The sequence below is a fragment of the Methyloligella halotolerans genome, assembly GCF_001708935.1.
GTDB classification, from domain to species: Bacteria; Pseudomonadota; Alphaproteobacteria; order Rhizobiales; family Methyloligellaceae; genus Methyloligella; species Methyloligella halotolerans.
Window position 1 is genome coordinate 128900 of sequence record NZ_MASI01000004.1, and the last position, 18435, is coordinate 147334.

Consider the following 18435-nt stretch of genomic DNA (forward strand, 5'->3'; position numbering starts at 1 on the left):
TCGGGTATGGGGGAGCGTTCGTTGTGGGCGTGGCGTTATGAGGAAGCGGCAGCTTAAAACCTGCCGCGCAGAGCAAGATCGGCCTTGGACCCAGCCCTCAACGATCGTGAGCTGGGGGTCTTGCTTCGCTCCTCTCGTGATAGCCACCATGATCTTCGCCCCTTGGTCCGCTCGGGCCGAGTCCGAGACCACCGAACGCGAGCCGACCCAGGAAACCTTCACCGGCGTCGATATCTCAGGCAACGCGGCCAGCACCTATCTCGGCGCCGGCACCGCCTTCGGCAAGAGCCTCTGGCGTCCCGGATGGCGTGCCCGCGTGGTGGGTGGGTTAGGACGCTACGATTACGAGAGCGGTGCCACCCTTTATGACGGCCGCCACGGCTTCGTCACCGGCCTGCTCGGCTACCAAATGCAGCGCGGCCGCATGACCGTGAAGCTTTTCGCCGGTGGCGAATACCAGGAACAGCTTATCTCGCCCTACGATCCCGGCAATTCGGTGCAGGGCGACGCGTCCGGCGTCAGGCTCCAAGCCGAGACCTGGTTCGACGTCTCGCCCCGGAGCTTCGTCTCCGTCGATGCGTCCTACGGCAGCGCGTTCGACGAATACTGGGGTCTGGCGCGCTACGGATATCGCTACACGCCGAAGCTCACCTTGGGTCTGGAAGGCGGGCCTCTCGGCAATCGCGAATATGATGGCGGCCGGGGCGGCGCTTTCGTGCGGCTCGAGGTCCTGAAGACTCAGCTCACACTCTCCGGCGGCGTCACGGGCGATTACCTCGAAAGCCGGGGCAGCGGTTACGTCGCCCTCAATGTCTACCGGAATTTCTGAAAGGTCGGAGCCGGAGTGAGGCTGGTGGCGCGGCGGCCTGAATTGCGTAGGCCCTAAAAGAGAAACGCACTGCCGACCCCGCTTCGGCAGTGCGCTTCTTCGCCTAAAGGACCGTCAGAGCGAACCGATCTGGCTGATCTAGGCGGCCCCAGCCCTCTTTGGTCTCACGATTTCTGAGAGGCAGGCTCGCACATCTCGAATGCAGCCGCGCTCTCTGAAGATCAAAATGACGCAACGTTCGCCCCAACGCAAATGCCTCGATCATGGCCGAATGCATTTTGTCTCCGTGACGCTCCTGTCGTCCGGGGAGGCTGTCCCGGGCGATCGGATCGTTATGCGAGTCGCCGGAAATGAGAGCGCTGAGCGACCCCAGATGGAGCGCGCTGGAGGCGAAGAAGGATTCCACAAACTCATCAGAGAGGTAGAGCGGTGCGGTCAAACATCGCTTGCGGCGATGGCGGGCAGTGCCGACAGCTTCGCTAGCGGCAGACGAGCGATGCGCCCTCCGAATGGGGCCTGGCGGAGGCAGGGCAACTCTGTTGCGGTTCAGTGACAGGCAAGATGCGGCATCGCGGATAATTCATGCCGTCGTCATGGGGTGCCGGGGTCGCTTTCGTTCGATCCGGCGTCGGTGGAAGACACACTGCGGCCCTGCCGCCACGCTTCGAAGCGCTCATCCAGCTCTTCGCCGTGCTCGTCCCACCAGCTGATCGAAATGCAGCGCCGTTTTGAAGTTCTTCGGCGCGGTGGGCAGGAAGCGCTTCATGTCGACGCCGATCACGGGATGCGTGCCGACCAGGGGAATGGCCGAGGGGCGCGCCGGACCATAGGCGGTCAACGCCGCATGGGCCGCCAGCCTCTCGGGCTTGCTTGCAAAAGCGATGAATTCCGCCGCCTCCGCCTTGCGGTGCGACGTTTTGGGGATCGCCCAATGGTCCAGATCGTAGACCTGCCCATCCCAGAGAATGCCGATCTGGGCCGGCGCTTCCACGGCATTGCGGAAGATCCGCCCCGTATAAGCGATGCCCATGGCGGCCTTGCCCTTCCGGATCAGCCGCAAGGGGGTGGCCGGATTCGACCACCAGACGATATCCGAGCGGATCTTGTTCAGCGCATCGAAGGCGCGGGCCTGCCCGTCCGGCGTCGCCAATGTGGAATAGACGTCGGCCGGCGCGACGCCGTCGGCGATCAACGCCAGCTCGAGCGTGTAGCGCGGTCCCTTGGGCAGCGCGCGCTTGCCCGGATAGGCTTTCGTATCGAAGAAATCCGCGGCCTTGCCCGGCGGGTTCTTTTCGAAGCCTGTCTTATCGAACACGACCGTCGCCGCCCAGGCCACGCTCGCAACACCGCAAGTCGAAACAGCGTCGTCGATGAAATCCGCCTGTGCGGGAGTCGACGCCGTGGTCACCGGTGCGGAGGTGTCCGGGTCGGTCGCCGCGTCGCCTTCGCCCCGTGCGGGGGGCGGCAGCTTGGCCACGTCAAACGGGGCGAGAAGCTTCTGGTCGCAGAGTGTGCGCAGTACGCCCGAAGACACGTCGATCACATCCGCTGAACCGCTCTCGGCAATCGCTTTCTTGATCGCCTTCAGGCTGCCGTCATAGGTGTCCGGCGTGATGGGGATGCCGGTTTCCTTCGTGAAGGGTGCGAAATAGGCGAGGCGTTGGGACTCTTCGTAAGCGCCGTCCCATGTGACCACGGTCAACGGAGCTTCGGTCACCTGCACCGCCGGAGCCTGTCCCATCAGCAAGGTTGAAGCTGAGAGAGCGGCCAGGGCTCCGGCGAGCATGCGCCAACGTCCCGCCCGGTGTTGTGAGATCGGGCGGGTCAATTCGGTGTAATCGGCTGAGGCGCCGCGGGCAGGTCCGGCTGAGGCACGCCCGTATCGCGGCTGATGATGGGGGCATCGGCAGGCCCGCGCAGGGTCACCTTCCGCAAGCCCGGGGCAGGGGCGGGCGCATCGCGCGAAGTGAGCACCGTCGGAAGCATCAGCTCCCAATCAAGGCTGCTGCTCGCGATGTCGATCTTGCCCGAGCCGGAGACAGGACCCTGCGGCGTTTCCATGGAAAACCTCTGGCACCAGATCTGCGCCGCGGCGACGCGGCAGCTCGTGTTCAAACTGCCGAAGCTCGTCACGGGGGAAGAAGCCCAGCCCACCGTCTCGATCGGCACGTCTTCCGACATAAGCGACCCGACGTCGACGGGCAAGCTGCCATTATTCGCGTCGATCAGCACATTGCCGCTCACCTGCGCCAGGAAATCGCTCCAGCTTTGACCCGATGTCTTGAACTCGCCCTTCAGGTTGGCGCGGCCCTGGACGGGCAACTGCATGGAGAGGAGCTGCAGGCAGGGGGAGACGTCGACCTGCTCGAGCCGGGCGGCGACGTCCACATTCCGTGTCGGCGCGGTGAGATCGATGGTGAAGCGGGCGCTGGCCAGCCCGTCACAGAGCTCCAGATCTGCGATATCGCCGATCACCGTGCGTCCTGTGCGCCGATGGTGAAAGCCCCGCCGGAAAAGCGAAGATCGCGTGCCGAAATCGTGTTGGCGGAGAAACGAAGATCGGCGTCGGCGAGCTTCACCAGGGGCCAGTCGAAGATTGGCCGCGCCGGCTCAACCGCCGCCGGCTCGCTCGAGGCTTTCCTGCCCTCAGCAGGGCTCTCGTCCGGAGCCGCGGCAATCTCCTCGCCCGCCGTCGCCACCGCGTCCTCCGCCGGTCCGAGATAGGGATCGAGAGACAGCGTGTCGAAGGCCAGGGTTGCCTCCACCCGCGGCCGCGGCCGTGCAAGGCTAAGCGCAAGCAGCCCGCTCGCCGTGTTGCCGTCGATCGCGTAGCGGCCATCTTCGAAGATTAGCGTCCCCTCGCTGAACCGGAATGGCCCCGAGATCGAGATGTTCTCGAGCCCCGGACCGTCCAGATCGGCGAGATCCACCCAGCGCAGAAAGTCGCGCAGGTCGCTGATCGAAGCGCTCATGTTGCCTTCCATGCTGAACCCGTGGTCGAACTGGCTCACCCCGTCGAGGGTCGCGGAGAAGGGCGTAGACTCGACGGTTACGTTGATGGGCGAAGGGCTCGTGGAGGCGGCCGTGCGGATGGTTTCGGCATCGAGACCCGTCGCGTAGGTGAAACGAACCCTTTCCCCCTTCCAGACGAAAGAGCCATAGCCGTCCGTATGGGCGCTGCCATCGCCGAGATCGAGCTTCAATGTCAGCGCCTCGATCCGGGATGTCGCCGTGGGGCTTTCGAACCTCACCGTGGCGTCGGTCATTCGGAGCACTTGGAAGGGTCGCCGCCCGAGCAGCTTGATCAGCCCGGCCTCTGCACGATGCCAGCCATTCGGCTTGGGCTCGCTCGCCTGGGCATAGGTGATGTCGGGAGTCTCCAGATTGATGGTCTGGATGACCAGGTGCCCCAGGATGAGGTGGGGCAGACTGAGCGATATCCGGGCCTTGTCGCATGTCAGCTCCGAGGGGAGCGTCGAGCTTTTCGGATTACGGATCTTGATGCCGCTTGTGATGGAGAGACGCGGAAAATAGTGCAGCTCGACAGGGCCTATAAGGGTGACCTCGGCGCCGCTCCAGCTTTCAAGCTTCTTCGTGATCCGGTCGCCGAACGCCGATGTGTCGCCGATCAGCCAAGGCAGCAAGCCAATCCCGATCAGGCAGAGTCCAACCAGAACGAGGAGAAGCCGTTTCCATGGCAGCTGCCGCGGCTTCATATCGCTTCACTCCAACTTGGCTCGACCCTAAGCGGGCAAAAAACACCACATTCACAATGCTTGTAACCCGGATGGGCGCGCAATAGCGAGCCTGGCCGGGCGAATTATGAAGCGGTCTACGCGCCAGGGCTGCAAAGTCTAGGCGAGGCTCGCGGGAAGCGCGGACTTGTCCACAGGCGCGATGTCGCCGCCGATTGGGCGGGCCACGATCACCCGATGGAGGAGGAGTACTGGGAGCAGGCTGGCCACCACGATCACCAGCGCCGCCAGCCCCGCCTCTTCGTAGCGATAGAGCGAGGCGAGGGCGAACACATGGGTGGCCAGGGTCTCGAAATTGAAGGGTCGCAGGAGAAGGGTCGCCGGCAGCTCCTTCATGGACTCCACGAAGACGAGCAGGGCGGCGGCCGCGAGCGCAGGCCGCAGCAGAGGCAGCTGGATGCGCCAGAAGGTGGCTCGCGCGCTCGCGCCGAGGCTTCGGCTCGCGGCATCCATATTCTTCGAGATCTTCGAAAATCCCGTCTCCACCGCACCGAAGGCGGCGGCGAGGAAGCGGATGCTATAGGCGAGCACCAACGCCGCCGCAGTGCCGGTGAAGAACGGCATGACCGCATCGCCGGTAAGCCAGCGTCCCGTCGCCATGATCTGCCGGTCGAGAGCGCCAAGGGGCGCGAGCAGGCCGATGGCGAGCACCGTGCCCGGTACCGCATAGGCAAGCGCTGGCACCAGGGCCGCGACCCGGAGCGTGCGGGACTCCAGCGTCCGGCGACCGTAGGACAGCACCAGCGCGAAGCCCAACCCGAGCGCCGCCGCGACACAAGACAGGAAGAGGCTGTGGCCGGCGGCATCGATGAAATTTCGATCGACGGCCGTGTCGAGATAGGCGATGGCGGAGCGGAGCAGGATGAAGGCCGGCAGGCCGAACCCGAGCACCACCGGTGCGAAGCAGAAGATCGAGGCTGCCGCACCGCGCCAGCCGGTCAGTTGCGCTCGCACGGTCGGCCGGTGGCTCCCGCCCAGAGCGTGGAACCGGCGGCCGAGACGCATGCCCCGCTCCAACAGGATCAAAGCCAGCACGAAAAGCAGCATGACGGATGCGAGCTGCGCGGCGCCGCTCAAGCTGTTGCGGGAGAGCCAGGTATCGTAGACCGCGACGGTAAGGGTACGGACGCCCAGGAATTCCACGGCGCCGATATCGTTCACGGTCTCCATGAGCGCGAGCGCGACGCCCGCGGCCAGTGCCGGCCGGGCAAGCGGGAGAGCGATCCGCCAGAAGGTTGCGGCCGGGCCATGGCCGAGTGTCCGGCTGACCTCCAACATCTCCACCGACTGCTGCTGAAAGCTGACCCGTGCGGTGAGATAGACGTACGGGTAGAGCACCGCGCTCATCAGGACGATCGCGCCGGGCAGGGACCGGATATCCGGGAACCAATAGTCGCCCGCATCCTGCCAGCCGAAGCCCGCCCTTAGAGCCGTCTGGATCAGGCCGGAATAGTCGAACAGCTCTAGATAGCAGAAGGCGACGATATAGGTTGGCACCGCCAGCGGTAGCAGAAGTGCCCAGGTGAGGAAGCCGCTGCCGGGGAAGCGGAACATGGTGACGAGCCATGCGGCGCCTGCGCCGATGGTCAGGGTGAGACACGCGACCCCCATCATCAGGATCAGCGTCGTCTCCACGGCCGCTGGGAGCACATGGGCGGCGAGATGCGGCCAGACGCTTTTCCCGGTGTCCCCGGTCACGGCCACCGTCAGCACAGCAAGGATCGGCGTCACCGCGATCGCGATGACGGCCAGCACCGAAAGGCGCAAAACGGGATGGGACGGGCCCGTCAGCCCCGGCCTGCCACGCTCGCGACAGGTGCCGCGTTGCGCGAGATCGCCGACAGGGCCGTCACGGCGTCGGGGTTGAGCCGTTGATCGGCCTCCTGCAGCACATCGGCAAAGGCGTTGGCCGCTTCGATGACCGGATCGACGAGGTCCGAGCCCGTCAGGGCCAGGGCGCAGGCCTGCATGGCCGGACAGCGATGATGCTGTGAGGCCGCGATGAGGGACATGGCCATGCACTCGTCCGCGCAGAACCCGGCGCAGCCATACGGATAATATTCGATCTTGCGGGAAGCGCAGCCACGCAGCGCCCGGACCCAGCAGGCGAGTTCGGTTACTGCGCGCTTTGCGCGCTCCGGTCCCAGCGCCCGGTTATATTCGTTCCAGCCGGTCTCCCAACAGGCGATGTCGCCCGTGTCGTAGCCGGCCAGCCAGCACCGGAAGCCGACTCCGACGAGCCATTCAGCGCCTTCGCGCTGGGGGATCTGCACCTGGCCTGCCGCCTGCAGGCCCTTGCCGTCGATTGTGTTGTAGTAGCTCATCCTTGGTACCCCTAGGAACTTGGCCCGTCGTCGAAATTGACCTCGTCGATCAGCTCGCTGGCGCGCTCTCGATGTTCGGCGATCTCCTGCAGGGAAAGATCGTCCGCTTCGAAGTCGCCCCAGGACTGCACCAGCTCCGACCACCGCACGCCCTCGCGAACCGGGTATTCGTGGTTCATCTCTGCGTAGAGCGCCTGGCCTTCCTCGGATGCCAGGAATTCGAGAAGCTTGATGGCATTTTCTTTGTGCGGCGCATCCTTCACGATCACGGCGCCCGACAGGTTCACATGGGTGCCGCGGCCCTCGGAGTTGGGGAACAGGATCTCGACCGAGTCGGCCCACTCCTTCTGCTCCGGCTCCTCCTCGTTGGTCGCCATCACGCCCATGTAATAGGTGTTGCCGATGGCCACGTCGCACTCGCCGGCATAGACGCCCTTCACCTGCAGCCGGTCGTTTCCGGCGGGCTTCCGCGCCAGATTGGCTTTCACGCCTTCCAGCCACGTTTTCGTCTCCTCTTCGCCGTGACGGGCGATCATCGAGGCGACGAGGGCGACGTTGTAGACATGCTGCCCGGAGCGGATGCAGATCCTGTTCTTCCACTTCGGCTCGGCGAGCTCCTCATAGGTGATCGCATCCTGATCCACCCGGTCTTTCGAGGCATAGACCACACGCGCCCGGCGGGTCAGGCCCCACCAGCTGCCGTCCTCGGCCCGGTACTCCGAGGGAACTGCCTCTTCCAATGTCTCGGTGGTCACCGGCGCGGCGATGCCCTCCGCGACCGCTTGGTCGAGATTGCCGATATCGACCGTGAGCAGAAGATCGGCTTGGGCTGCGGGGCCGAGCTGCTTGATGCGCTCGATCAGCCCCTTGCCGGAAAACACGACATTGACGTCGATGCCGGTCTCTTCGGTGAAGCGCTCGAAGAGCGGCTCGATCAGCTCCGGCTGGCGATAGGAATAGACATTGACCTCGCCACCTTGATCTTCAGCGGCATGATCTTCGGCAGCATGAGCAGCCGGCATGGCGATGGCGAATGCGACAGCTGCTGCGGCGCCATGGACCCAGGCCCATCGGCTAGCGCGCAGGCCGCGAAGCGGCGGAGCTGCGCGCGCGATTGCGCGTTTCATGACCTTCCTCCAATAGACGGGGTTCAAGGCCCCGATATCGGATTTGCCGCCCACGAAACCGGCACACCGGGCCCGAGCGGCAAAATATGACTATAAGTTTCCGATTAAATCTGAATCGTCGCCGAGGTCAACGTCAAAGCGGCCTCCAGCACAACATTAGAGGGCTTCTAAACACCATTAGAGGGCTTCTAAACACCGCTCGCACGCCCGATTCCGGGCGCGCTTGGCGATCAGTCGCGCCGCTCCGCCACCCGGTCGGCAGGAAAGATAACGTCCGCCGACGTGCCCACTCCGGACTCGCTTGTCAGCATGAAGCGGGCCCGATTGGCCTCGGCGAGAGCCTTCGTCAACGGAAGCCCCAGCCCGGTGCCGTTCTGCTTGCGGGGGGTCGTGTCGAGCTGCTGGAAGGGTTGCATGGCGAGCTGGATCTCGTCCGCCGTCATGCCGACGCCCGTATCGCGCACGCGGATGCGTACGCCGCCCGCCGGCGTCTTGCTGGCCGAAAGGATGACCTGGCCGCCTTCGCGGGTGAACTTGATCGCGTTGGAGAGCAGGTTCAGCAGGATCTGCTTGAGCCGGCGCGGATCGGCGATCACCGAGGGAACGTCCGGATCGAGCGATACCCGCAGCAGGATCCGCTCCCGCTTCGCCATGGGCTGCAGGATGTGCAGGCACTCGTCCACCAGCTCGGCGAGATCCACCGCGGTGAAGTCGAGCTCGAACTCGCCGGCCTCGATCTTGGAAAGGTCCAGCAGGTCGTTGAGCAGGCTCAACGCGTATCGCCCGCTCTGGTGGATGTCCTCGATATACCCCTTGTAGCGTGGGTTCTCGATCGCACCGAGCTTCTCGCCGATCATCAGCTCCGTGAAGCCGAGGATCGAATTCAGCGGCGTGCGCACCTCGTGGCTGACCTTGGCTAGGAAGTTGAACTGCTGGGCTGCCGACGCCACGGCAGGCGAAAGCGCTTCGTCCTCTGGGCTTTCCGCCGGGATGGCGTCGACTTCCGCCCCGTTGACGTTCTCTTCCGTGGGGCTGGAGGGCGGAGCTTCGGGCGCAGGCGGGGCCGGCGCATCGACATCGGCAGCGTTCTGCAGCGACGACGGATCGATCAGCCGGAGCATCTGCAGGGGCGGGTCGGCCTGCAGCGGCACGAGTTCGACCGTGATCTTGAGATGACGATGCCCCGAGGTCCTGGCCTCAACCTGCAGGCGGGAGGCATGTTCGCCCTTGGGCGCCGGCAAAGGCTCGGCATTTGCCAACCCGGCCGGCAGGATGACGTTCAGCCCCCCGGCCTCGAGCAATTCCTCGATGCGGCGATAACCGAAAGCGTGCGCAAAGGGCAGGTTGCCATGCAGAAGCTCGCCCTCTCCCAGAAGGGCGATGGCCGAGGGGAGGGCGTCGATCAGAGCAACCAACGTGTCGCTTGCTAACGCCCCTGCAGGCATCTCGCTCTCCTGCCGCGGCCGAGCCGTGGGGACGGCATGGGCCGCCTGCTGGCTCAGGGCTCGTGCGATGTGCTCGAGCGCCTTGCGGTCCTCATCGAGCTCATCGCTCTGCTGGTGAAGGGATTTATGCATCGTCCGCGTGACCATCGCACCGACCGCTCAAAAAATCTTATCGCTTGGCAAAGCGACCGGCCGGGGGATGCTTACTCGTCTTCCCTACTCTCGTACCTCAAGCATTGGACACCGGGATCCAGTCTACCACTAAATTTAGTAAAGTCTTGTGGGGTTCCATCCCTGTCCAAAGGGACCTTCCAAAAGGTCATTCGCGTTGTCGTCTTGTCTGCACCGCATTGCAGCAATATATATTGCAGTGCAATATAACTGCAGGATAAGCGATACGGCCGGTTCGCCCTCGGGCCGGCTGACCCTTCAAACCCAGGAGGTACCCGATATGAGCGATTCCTATACCCCGCAGGATGCAGCAGAAGACGTCAAGCATATGGCTGAGGAAACCACGGAAAAGATGGAAGATGCCGCCTCCCGTGCCGCGTCGTCCTTCGAGAGCGGTCTCCCGGAAGGCATGCGTGCCATGGCGGAAAAGGCCGTGGCCCAGACCCGGGAATCTTACGAGATGGCCAAGGGCAACATGGAAGAGACGGTCCAGGCCTGGGAGAAATCCTTCGATGCCTATGGCCAGGGCGCCGCGGCGTTTCAGCAGAAGCTGCTTGAGATGTGCCAGTCCAACATGAACTCGAGCTTCGACTTCGCCAAGAAGCTGACCGAGGCCAAGGATTTCTCGGAAGTCGCCAAGATGCAGTCCGCCTTCATGCAGAAGCAGTTCGCGACCTTGTCCGATCAGGCCGGCCAGATTCGCGCCCTTTCGACGAAGATGGCCGAGGACGCGTCCGAGCCGATCAAGACCCAGTTCTCGCGCAGCTTCGAGAAGATGCCGGGCGCATAAGCCGTCTAACAACAGATCGCGGAACCGCCGGTGCGAAATGCCGGCCGTGGCGGCAAATGCAGGCCGTTCGTCTGAGCCGTCTGCGCAAGCCATCCGCTCGGGCCGTCATGTCGGCCGCGGGAGGCCCAGCACGAAGCGATCTATACCTGTGTTTGTTGAGGTCCGAGTCCTTCGCTCGGGCCTTTTTCTTGTTCGCCGGCGGCCTTCGAAGGAAGGCCTCTCCGGGCTCTCGGCGAGGCGCCCTAAAATTCCTGCAGGAAGCGGCGCAACGACGCTTGCCAGCAGCCGCCTCAGCGCCTAGGTTTCGCACCTTCCAAGGACATGCCGAGCTTGGGCCGCTGTAGCTCAGTTGGTTAGAGCGCTTGATTGTGGATCAAGAGGTCACTGGTTCGAATCCAGTCAGCGGTACCACTTCGGTTGGCACGTCGTGCCGAAGCCAAATTGGGAATCCACCGACCACCCAAGCAATGAAAAAGGGCCGGATCGATCCGGCCCTTTTTGCATCTTGGGGGGAGACTTGCGGTCTCCTGTGAAACCGGAAGAGCTACTTCTCTTCGGCCGGCTCCTCGTCGGCCATCGGTTCCTTGGCGCTCTCGTCGTTCATAGCGCCGGAATCTTTCGACTTCATGTCGGCATCGGCCGGCTCTTCGCCCGCCATCGGCTCGTCGGCCTTCTCGTCCGTCATGGTCTCGTCGCTCATAGCGCCGTCTTTGGCGGCTTCCTTGTTCTGCTCTTTTTCTTCCTCGGCCGCCTCTTCCTGGCGTTCCTCGGTGGCCGGCACCCAGGCCTGAGCCTCGGCATCGAACTTGTAGCCCGGGGCCTGCTCGAGAGCGCCCTTGGTGGCGTTGAGGGTGAGCTGGGATTCGCCGTCCTTCGTCTCGGTCAGCTCCAGCGCGTCGAACGGAATGGCGACATTCTTCTCGCCGACACCGAGAAAGCCACCGACGCCGATGATCACAGTCGTAACCTTGCCGCTCTCGTCGATGAGGAGATCGTTGGTGTCGCCGACCTGATTGTCGTCCGGATCGTAGACGGGCTCCTGATAGTACTCGCTGATCGGCCGGGAATTCTCCGGCAGCGTCTTGAGGAGGGTCACGGTCGTTTCCGCCTCTTTGACCGTGGTTTTCGCCTCATCGTTCTTTGCCGGGGCTTCCATCTTGGCTTCGCCCGCGGGCTTCTCTGCGGTCATGTCGTCTTGCGCATGCGCGGAGAACGCCACGCCGCTGGTCATCAGCAGGGCGATCGCGGTCGACGAAAGAAGCTTCTTCATGGTCTCCTCCTTTGGTGAAAACAGTCAGGCGTCTCAACGCCGGGCTTCTACAGGCGTTCCATGACAATGGCGTCGCGACCGGATCATCGCCGCCGGTTGCAGAAGCCCACCAAACCTCTTGCGCGACGCGGCGCTTCGCGGGATGAACCAGTCTATGCAACAGCGGATTCTCTTCGCCGTCACCGAGGATTGGTACTTCCTCTCCCATCGCCTCCCCATGGCGCGGGCGGCGCGCGACGCCGGTTTCGAGGTGCATGTCGCCACCCGGTTGAACGAGGGTGAGGACGCCATCCGCGCCGAGGGTTTCATCCCTCACCATTTGCCTCTGAAGCGCGGCTCGTTCTCGCCCATAGACCTTGTGAAGTCCGCTTTCGGTCTTCGGGCTCTCCTCCGCGAGCTCCAGCCGGCGATCCTCCACAACGTGGCGATGAAGCCGATTCTCGTGGGCGGCCTCGCGGCCCTGATGTCCGGGCAGGAGCGTGTGGTCAACGGCCTCACCGGGCGCGGCGCTGTCTTCACCGACAAGGACCGCCGCGTTCAGTTCACCAAGCCGCTGATCGCCGGCATGCTCGGCTGGCTGCTTTGCCGCGACAGAAGCTGGACCGTGGTCCAGAACCCCGATGACGCGAAGCTGGTCGAAGACCTCGGCGTGGCGAAGGACCGCATCGTGCTGATTCCGGGATCCGGCGTCGAGACCGAGACCCTCGTGCCGCTGCCCGTGCCGCCGGAGCCGGTGACCGCGGCCTATGTCGGGCGCATGCTCGCCATCAAGGGCGTCCCCACGCTGATCGAGGCCTATGCAACCCTCGGAGACCCCGAGCCCAGCTTCCGCTTGCTGCTCGCCGGAAGGTGCGATCCGGAAAACCCGGGCTCCCTCGCGCCGGAACAGCTCACCGAATTCGCGTCCGCCTTCTGCATCGATTGGCTCGGTCATGTCGACGATGTCCGCGAGGTCTGGAAGCAGGCTCACTTCGCCGTGCTTGCATCGAGCGGCGGGGAGGGGCTTCCCAAGTCGCTTCTGGAAGCGGCGGCCTGCGGTCGGCCCATGGTTGCCACCGACGTTCCCGGGAGCCGCGAGATCGCCATCGACGGTAAGACCGCGATCGTGGTCCCGCCTGACGATCCGCCCGCGCTTGCCGCCGCCCTGGACCGCATGGCGAAGGATGCGGATCTGCGTGAGCGCCTCGGCGCCAACGCCCGCAACCTCGTGGAGGAGAAATTCTCGGCTGACGCCATCGGGCAGGAGATCGTCGCGCTTTATCGCGACATCCTCGACGGCGAGAACGCGAACAAGCGGACGGCAAGTTAAAGCTTCTGTGTCGCGCCTTCGGCCGCCATCATCGCCATGATGCCCTCGCGGGTCTCGATCTTTGGATCCCACCCGATTCCCTGCAGCTTGCTGCTGTCGATCATGAAGTTGCCGGAGATGCGATCCCAATCCGCTTCGCGCCCGAAGGATTTCATGATGCGCTTCACTGCGCCCAAGGGCATGCCGACGAGATGGGGCTGGCGTCCGAGCCCTTCGCGCATGGCCGACACGAGGCCCGCGACGCTGATCGGATCCTTGTCGGCTACGAGGAACGTCTCGTTGCGCGCAGCCTCGTCCGTCAGCGCCAGCTCCACCGCCGCTATAAGGTTCTCGATCGCCAGGAGCGACCGGCGGTTCTTCAGCCCGTCGAAGGGGAGCGGCATCGGCGTCCGCGCCAGAGAGGCGAGGGAGGCGATATTGCCCTTCACCCCCGGCCCGTAGACCACCGCCGGCCGGAGGATGGTGTATTCCACACCGCTCGCCTTCAGAGCCGCTTCCGCCGCGAGCTTCGAGCGCCCATAGGGGTCGGTCGGCTGGGGATCGTCGGCCTCGGTGATCGGATGGTCCGCCGACAGTCCGACCTGGGCCCGCACCGAAGACATCAGCACCGCCCGCTGAACGTTCGCCGCCTTGGCGGCCTCGCCGAGTGCTGCGACGGAGCCGGTATTGATCCGGTCGTAGCGTGCGTCTTCCTCCGATACGGGAACATGGGCGACGCCGGCGAGATGCACCACGTGGGTCATACCGTCCAGCAGCGGCGCCCAATCCACCGGTTCGCCGAGATCCGGCAGGGCGACGGTCTCGATCGCATCAATGGATTCGAGAATTTTCGGGTCTCGGCATGCGGCCCGGACCGTCCAGCCCGAATCCCGCAAGGCAGGCACGAGTTGACGGCCGACGAAACCCGAGGCGCCGGTGACGAGAACGGTTCGCATCATGCGCGGCCTCTTTCGAGATGGCGGAGAAGATAGGCGGTTGCCGCTACCCCCGTGGCGAGGAGCGCAAGATCGCCGGCGACGCTCTCAATCTCGACCGCGGCGACGGAAAGTGCGGCGAGCAGGCATCCAAGCAGGAAGACCCGGAGCGTGATGTCGGGCGCCTTGAAGCCGAGGCTCAGGGCGCGCTGGTAGAAATGGGATCGGTGCGCCACCCAGAGCGCTTCCCCATTGCGCGCACGGCGGACGAGGGTCACGCCGGTATCGGCAAGGGTGTAGAGCGGCAGCAACAGCGCGGCCGCGATATCGGCGCGGGCGACAAAGATCAGCATCCACGCCAGCAGGAGCCCGAGGGGCAGGCTGCCCGCATCGCCGAGAAAGATGCGCGCCGGATGCTTATTGAAGATCCCAAAGCCGATGGTGGCCCCCAGCAGGACCAGCGCCATCAGACCGACATTCTGCGGCACGGGACCGAGCCAGGCCATCACGATCACCGCCGCTGTCATGGGGACGGTCTGCGCCGCGGTGATCCAGTCGATCCCGTCCAGGAAGTTCACCGCGTTGATGAACGCCATGATGCCGATGACGAGGAGGGTGCGTTCGACAGCCAGGGGCAGAAGGTCCGGCAGGATATGAAATCCGTCCGGGAGGTTGAAGACCACGGCAATCGCCGCCGCGGCCTGGCCGGCGAGCCGCCAGAGCACGGGAAGGTCCGAGGCGTCGTCCAAGGCACCCAGAACCGTCAGCCACACCGCGCCGGCCAGCACAGGCAGCGGCCAGGGCGGATCGGCCTCCAGGTGCCCGAGCATCCAGAGCGCGAGATAGACCACCAGCATCGCGCCCATCATCGCCAGGCCGGCGCCTTGCGGAACAGGCTCGCCATGGGAGGAGCGATCGTTGGGAATGGCCAGGAAATGCCGGTTCAGGGTCGGGGTCAGCAGCACGATCAGTCCGGCGGTCAGCAGTGCGCAGACTGTCACCACGACGACCGAGAGCAAGAATTCCTCTGCCATGACGAAACCGGATCGAGCGAGATGCGCCTAGTGGACCGTGCGCGAGGCGGCGGGCCAATCGGGCAGGGTGGAGAGAGTATGGCTCGCGCCGGACTGGTCGTACCCTTCAACCGTGGTGCGGAGCAACTCCTGAAGGTCGGGCTCGTCGTGACGCTGCATGGCGTCGTCGAGCTTCTCCAGCGTCGTCTCCAGCTCCTCCAGGGGCAGCACCGGCTCGTGGGTCTTGAAGATGCGCGTATGGCTCGTGCCCGTGGTGTTCTCCCCGAGCAGCAGTTCCTCGTAGAGCTTCTCGCCCGGCCGCAGGCCGCAATATTCGATGGCGATGTCGCCCTCGGGATTGGCCTCGTCGCGCACCTGCAGGCCCGATAGCCGGACCATGGTGCGGGCCAGATCGGCGATCTTCACCGGCGTCCCCATGTCGAGCACGAACACCTCGCCGCCCGCGGCCATGGCGCCCGCCTGGATCACAAGCTGCGCGGCCTCGGGGATCGACATGAAATAGCGGATGATCTCCGGATGGGTGACCGTGATCGGGCCGCCCTGTTCGATCTGGTTGCGAAACCGCCGGACGACGGAGCCGGAGGAGTCCAGCACATTGCCGAACCGCACCATGGTGAAGATGGTCGAGCCGGGGCGCTCTTCCGAAATGGCTTGCAGGATCAACTCCGAAAGCCGCTTGCTCGCCCCCATCACATTGGTCGGTCGGACGGCCTTGTCCGAGGAAATGAGCACGAAGCGCTCCACCCCCAGCTCCAGCGCCTCTTCGGCGAGCGCCAGGGTGCCGAACGTGTTGTTCTGGATTCCGGCGAAGGCGTTCATCTCCACGATCGGCACATGCTTGTAGGCCGCCGCGTGATAGATCACCTCGACGTCGTACTCGGCGATGGTGCGGTTGACCAGCCGGCGGTCGAGGATCGAGCCCAGCACCGTGACGACCCGGGTCTGGCTGATCGCTCCGCCACGCTTCTGCTGGATCGCCTCGATCTCCATGGAGATCTCGTACAGCGCGACCTCGGACAGCTCGAAGAGGATCAATGTCTTGGGCTCGTAGGTGAGCAGCTGCCGCGTCAGCTCCGAACCGATGGAGCCGCCAGCGCCCGTGATCATCACGACCTTGTCGCGGACATGGCCGGCGATCAGCTCCGTATCCGGAGCGACGGGATCGCGGCCCAGCAGGTCTTCCACGTCGATCGGACGGAGATCGCTGATTTCGACCCGGCCCGAGGCGATCGCCTCCAGATCGGGCACCGTCTTCACCTCGACGGGAAAGGGCTCCAGCGCCGCAAGCGCCTCCCGGCGCTGGCTGCGCCGCGCATGGGGCAGGGCGAGCATCACCTCGTGGACCCCTTCGCGGGTGATGATCTTCGGCAGCTTCTCCTGGCTGATGACACGGACGCCGTGAATGTACTGGCCGTGCAGGCTGGGATCCGGATCGACGAAGGCGACCGTCTTGTGCATCTCCGCTTCGTTCAGCGCCCGCAGCAGCTGCACGCCGGTCGGTCCGGCACCGTAGATAACCACCCGCGGCCGCTGGTCGAAGCTGACCCCCCGGTGATTGGGAAGCGATCGCAGCAGGGAGGAGCCGGCCCATTGCCGGCTCAGGCGGATCAGGCCGGCGGCGATCAGCCCGTAGATGATGATGACGGAACGTGGATGGGGCGTCGGCGAGAGCATCAGCACCAACAGCGCCCAGAACAGCACCGCCAGGATGACCGCGAGATAGATTCGAGTCGTACCTTCCTGCCCGATGAACCGCGTAACGAGCTTGTAGAGCCCGCGGGCGTAGAAGGTGATCACCCCGATGACCGGCGCGGAGATGAAGAGCAGCCAGAGCGTCGGCGTATCGGGGATGTAGAGCTCGCTCAGACGCAGCGAATAGGCGCCCCAAAGCGCCAGGCTGAGCATGACGACGTCGTTGACGACAAGCAGGCAGCGCTTGAACCAGCGCGGTCGCTCGACCATCCAGGACGAGAACCGCCCCAGCAGGCGGCGCGGCCGAGCACCCTGATGCGCAGCTTTCGGTTCGTCGGCCGTCATCCCTGGCCCATAATGGCTAAAATCCCAGTTTCAGGCCTTACATGCCTGCAACAGGACCATAAAGCAATCGCGGAAGGGGCAAGAGCAAATTCCAGCTCTGCGCGGCTTTGCGTCAGTCGGACGTCCTGCGAATAGACGTTGGCAACTGCCCCGCCCGGGTAGCGAAACAGGCGCGGGACGATGTACGGTTTAGGCCGAACCGCGCGCCGACGGGAGTCCAGAGGGGGAGGAGGCGATGCCGGCCCGATCTCGCTTAGATTTGCGCAAGCCGTTTGCGGCGCCCCGGCGTCGCATCGCCGCGCTGCTGGCGCCGGCAATCACGATGGCTGGGATACTGTGCGGGCCGTTCCAGGCCTCCGCGCAGCCGACGGAATCGATCCATCTCACCATGCCGGTGCTCTACGGCACCCATCTTCCGGGGCTCGGAAAGCCTGCCAGGGACTGGGCCCTCCTCACCCAACAGCTGTCGGGTAAGACCCTCCGCATCTCGATCCTGCAGCCCGGAGAGGGACCGGCGCCACAGGAGCTGCTCGACGCCGTCTCCAGCGGTAAGGTCGATGCCGCGTTCTCGAAGGCGAGCTTTTGGGCGGATCGCTTTCCGGCGGCGTCCCTGTTTGCAGGCTTTCCCTTCGGACCGGACGCCCCTGGCTACGCCGCCTGGTTTCGAGGCGGCAACGGGCTGAAGCTCTATCAGAAGATGTACGACGACGCGGGGCTTTCGGTGCATGTCCTGCCCTGTGCTTTCGCTGGAGCGGAGACCTCGGGCTGGTTCGCCAAACCGCTTCAAACGGTCGCCGATATCGACGGGCTGCGCATGCGCATCTTCGGTCAGGGCGGGCTCGTGATGCGCCGTCTGGGCGCGGTGCCGGCCCTGGTGCCGGGAAGCGAGCTCGAGCAGGCCTTCGAAAGCGGCAAGATCGATGCGGCGGAGTTCTATCCGCCCGCCGTGGATGCGGAAGCCCATCTCGGCAAGATCGCGAAATACATCTATGTGCCGGGCTGGCATCAGCCGGAAACGGTGATGGAGCTTCTCATCAATAAGGACCGCTGGAGCGCCCTGAGCGACCGGCAGCAGAGCTGGATCGAGACCGCCTGCGACGCGACCCTGCTGCGGACCATGGCCGAGAACCCGGTCCACGCCAGTGAGGCTCTGAAGGGCTTTGCCGCGGAGGGGGTGGAGATCAAGACCTGGCCGACCCCGCTGCTGGAGGCCTTCCATCGTAGCTGGGAGGAGATCGCCAACGACCAAGCCCGCCAGGATGCCTTTTTCGCCGAGGTCTTCGACGATCTGAGAGCCTTCCGGGCTCGGCAGGCGCCGGGGCTCTCCGGACCGCAAGGCGCAGCCGCCGAACCGCTGACCGCGAGCACGCCTCCGGAAGACGACGGGGAGGAGGACGCTGCGGACCGTCCCTGATGCTCTCCGAAAAATC

Annotated in this window: 15 protein-coding genes and 1 tRNA gene; 5 read left to right on the plus strand and 11 right to left on the minus strand. The window is 64.7% G+C overall.

Going from position 1 to position 18435, the window contains the following annotated elements:
- Nucleotides 1–148 precede the first annotated feature (148 nt).
- Complete coding sequence (bcsS, locus tag A7A08_RS09075) at nucleotides 149–829, plus strand: cellulose biosynthesis protein BcsS (RefSeq protein ID WP_169822973.1); 681 nt, start codon at nucleotides 149–151, stop codon at nucleotides 827–829.
- Nucleotides 830–1502: 673 nt separating this feature from the next.
- Here the strand turns inward: bcsS and A7A08_RS09085 are convergent.
- From A7A08_RS09085 to A7A08_RS09115, 7 genes are all read right to left on the minus strand, one after another.
- Entirely contained in the window at nucleotides 1503–2615 is a 1113-nt protein-coding gene (locus A7A08_RS09085; protein WP_083226618.1) for an extracellular solute-binding protein, read from the minus strand.
- Between the two features lie 38 nt (nucleotides 2616–2653).
- Entirely contained in the window at nucleotides 2654–3304 is a 651-nt protein-coding gene (locus tag A7A08_RS09090; RefSeq protein ID WP_069095180.1) for an AsmA-like C-terminal region-containing protein, read from the minus strand.
- Nucleotides 3301–4545, minus strand: coding sequence for an AsmA family protein (locus tag A7A08_RS15965; protein ID WP_069095181.1), 1245 nt, complete (start codon nucleotides 4543–4545; stop codon nucleotides 3301–3303). Before A7A08_RS15965 ends, A7A08_RS09090 begins: the two co-directional genes overlap by 4 nt.
- A gap of 138 nt (nucleotides 4546–4683) precedes the next feature.
- Nucleotides 4684–6339, minus strand: a complete 1656-nt coding sequence (locus A7A08_RS09100) for an ABC transporter permease (protein ID WP_069095313.1) — start codon at nucleotides 6337–6339, stop codon at nucleotides 4684–4686.
- 32 nt (nucleotides 6340–6371) lie between these two features.
- Nucleotides 6372–6908, minus strand: coding sequence for a hypothetical protein (locus A7A08_RS09105; RefSeq protein WP_069095182.1), 537 nt, complete (start codon nucleotides 6906–6908; stop codon nucleotides 6372–6374).
- A gap of 11 nt (nucleotides 6909–6919) precedes the next feature.
- Nucleotides 6920–7930 carry a Fe(3+) ABC transporter substrate-binding protein gene (locus A7A08_RS09110; protein WP_069095314.1) on the minus strand — a complete coding sequence of 337 codons (1011 nt, stop codon included), beginning with the start codon at nucleotides 7928–7930 and terminating at the stop codon, nucleotides 6920–6922.
- 335 nt (nucleotides 7931–8265) lie between these two features.
- Complete coding sequence (locus A7A08_RS09115) at nucleotides 8266–9627, minus strand: sensor histidine kinase (RefSeq protein ID WP_069095183.1); 1362 nt, start codon at nucleotides 9625–9627, stop codon at nucleotides 8266–8268.
- 304 nt (nucleotides 9628–9931) lie between these two features.
- Here A7A08_RS09115 and A7A08_RS09120 point away from each other — a divergent pair, with 304 nt between their 5' ends.
- Nucleotides 9932–10441, plus strand: coding sequence for a phasin family protein (locus A7A08_RS09120; RefSeq protein WP_069095184.1), 510 nt, complete (start codon nucleotides 9932–9934; stop codon nucleotides 10439–10441).
- Between the two features lie 334 nt (nucleotides 10442–10775).
- A tRNA-His gene (locus A7A08_RS09125) sits at nucleotides 10776–10852 on the plus strand.
- Nucleotides 10853–10985: 133 nt separating this feature from the next.
- Here the strand turns inward: A7A08_RS09125 and A7A08_RS09130 are convergent.
- Nucleotides 10986–11711, minus strand: a complete 726-nt coding sequence (locus tag A7A08_RS09130; protein WP_069095185.1) for a PRC-barrel domain-containing protein — start codon at nucleotides 11709–11711, stop codon at nucleotides 10986–10988.
- 154 nt (nucleotides 11712–11865) lie between these two features.
- On the opposite strand from A7A08_RS09130, the gene A7A08_RS09135 reads away from it, so the two are divergent.
- A complete protein-coding gene (locus A7A08_RS09135; protein ID WP_169822975.1) occupies nucleotides 11866–13020 on the plus strand; it encodes a glycosyltransferase family 4 protein in 1155 nt (384 codons plus the stop codon).
- Here the strand turns inward: A7A08_RS09135 and A7A08_RS09140 are convergent.
- From A7A08_RS09140 to A7A08_RS09150, 3 genes are read right to left on the minus strand one after another with little or no spacing between them, the layout of a single operon-like run.
- Nucleotides 13017–13958: an NAD-dependent epimerase/dehydratase family protein gene (locus A7A08_RS09140; RefSeq protein WP_069095186.1), complete on the minus strand. Its 942-nt coding sequence runs from the start codon at nucleotides 13956–13958 to the stop codon at nucleotides 13017–13019. The two genes, A7A08_RS09135 and A7A08_RS09140, sit on opposite strands and share 4 nt — an antisense overlap.
- Nucleotides 13955–14968 (minus strand): MraY family glycosyltransferase, encoded by a 1014-nt coding sequence (locus A7A08_RS09145; RefSeq protein WP_069095187.1) that lies wholly within the window; start codon nucleotides 14966–14968, stop codon nucleotides 13955–13957. The genes A7A08_RS09140 and A7A08_RS09145 overlap by 4 nt, the downstream gene beginning before the upstream one ends.
- A gap of 27 nt (nucleotides 14969–14995) precedes the next feature.
- On the minus strand, nucleotides 14996–17005 hold the full coding sequence (locus A7A08_RS09150; RefSeq protein ID WP_069095188.1) for a polysaccharide biosynthesis protein: 2010 nt from the start codon (nucleotides 17003–17005) through the stop codon (nucleotides 14996–14998).
- 322 nt (nucleotides 17006–17327) lie between these two features.
- Between A7A08_RS09150 and A7A08_RS09155 the strand changes: the two genes are divergently transcribed.
- The gene (locus A7A08_RS09155) at nucleotides 17328–18419 is read left to right on the plus strand and encodes a TRAP transporter substrate-binding protein (RefSeq protein WP_169822976.1); all 1092 of its coding nucleotides are present in this window, start codon (nucleotides 17328–17330) and stop codon (nucleotides 18417–18419) included.
- Nucleotides 18420–18435: the final 16 nt, after the last annotated feature.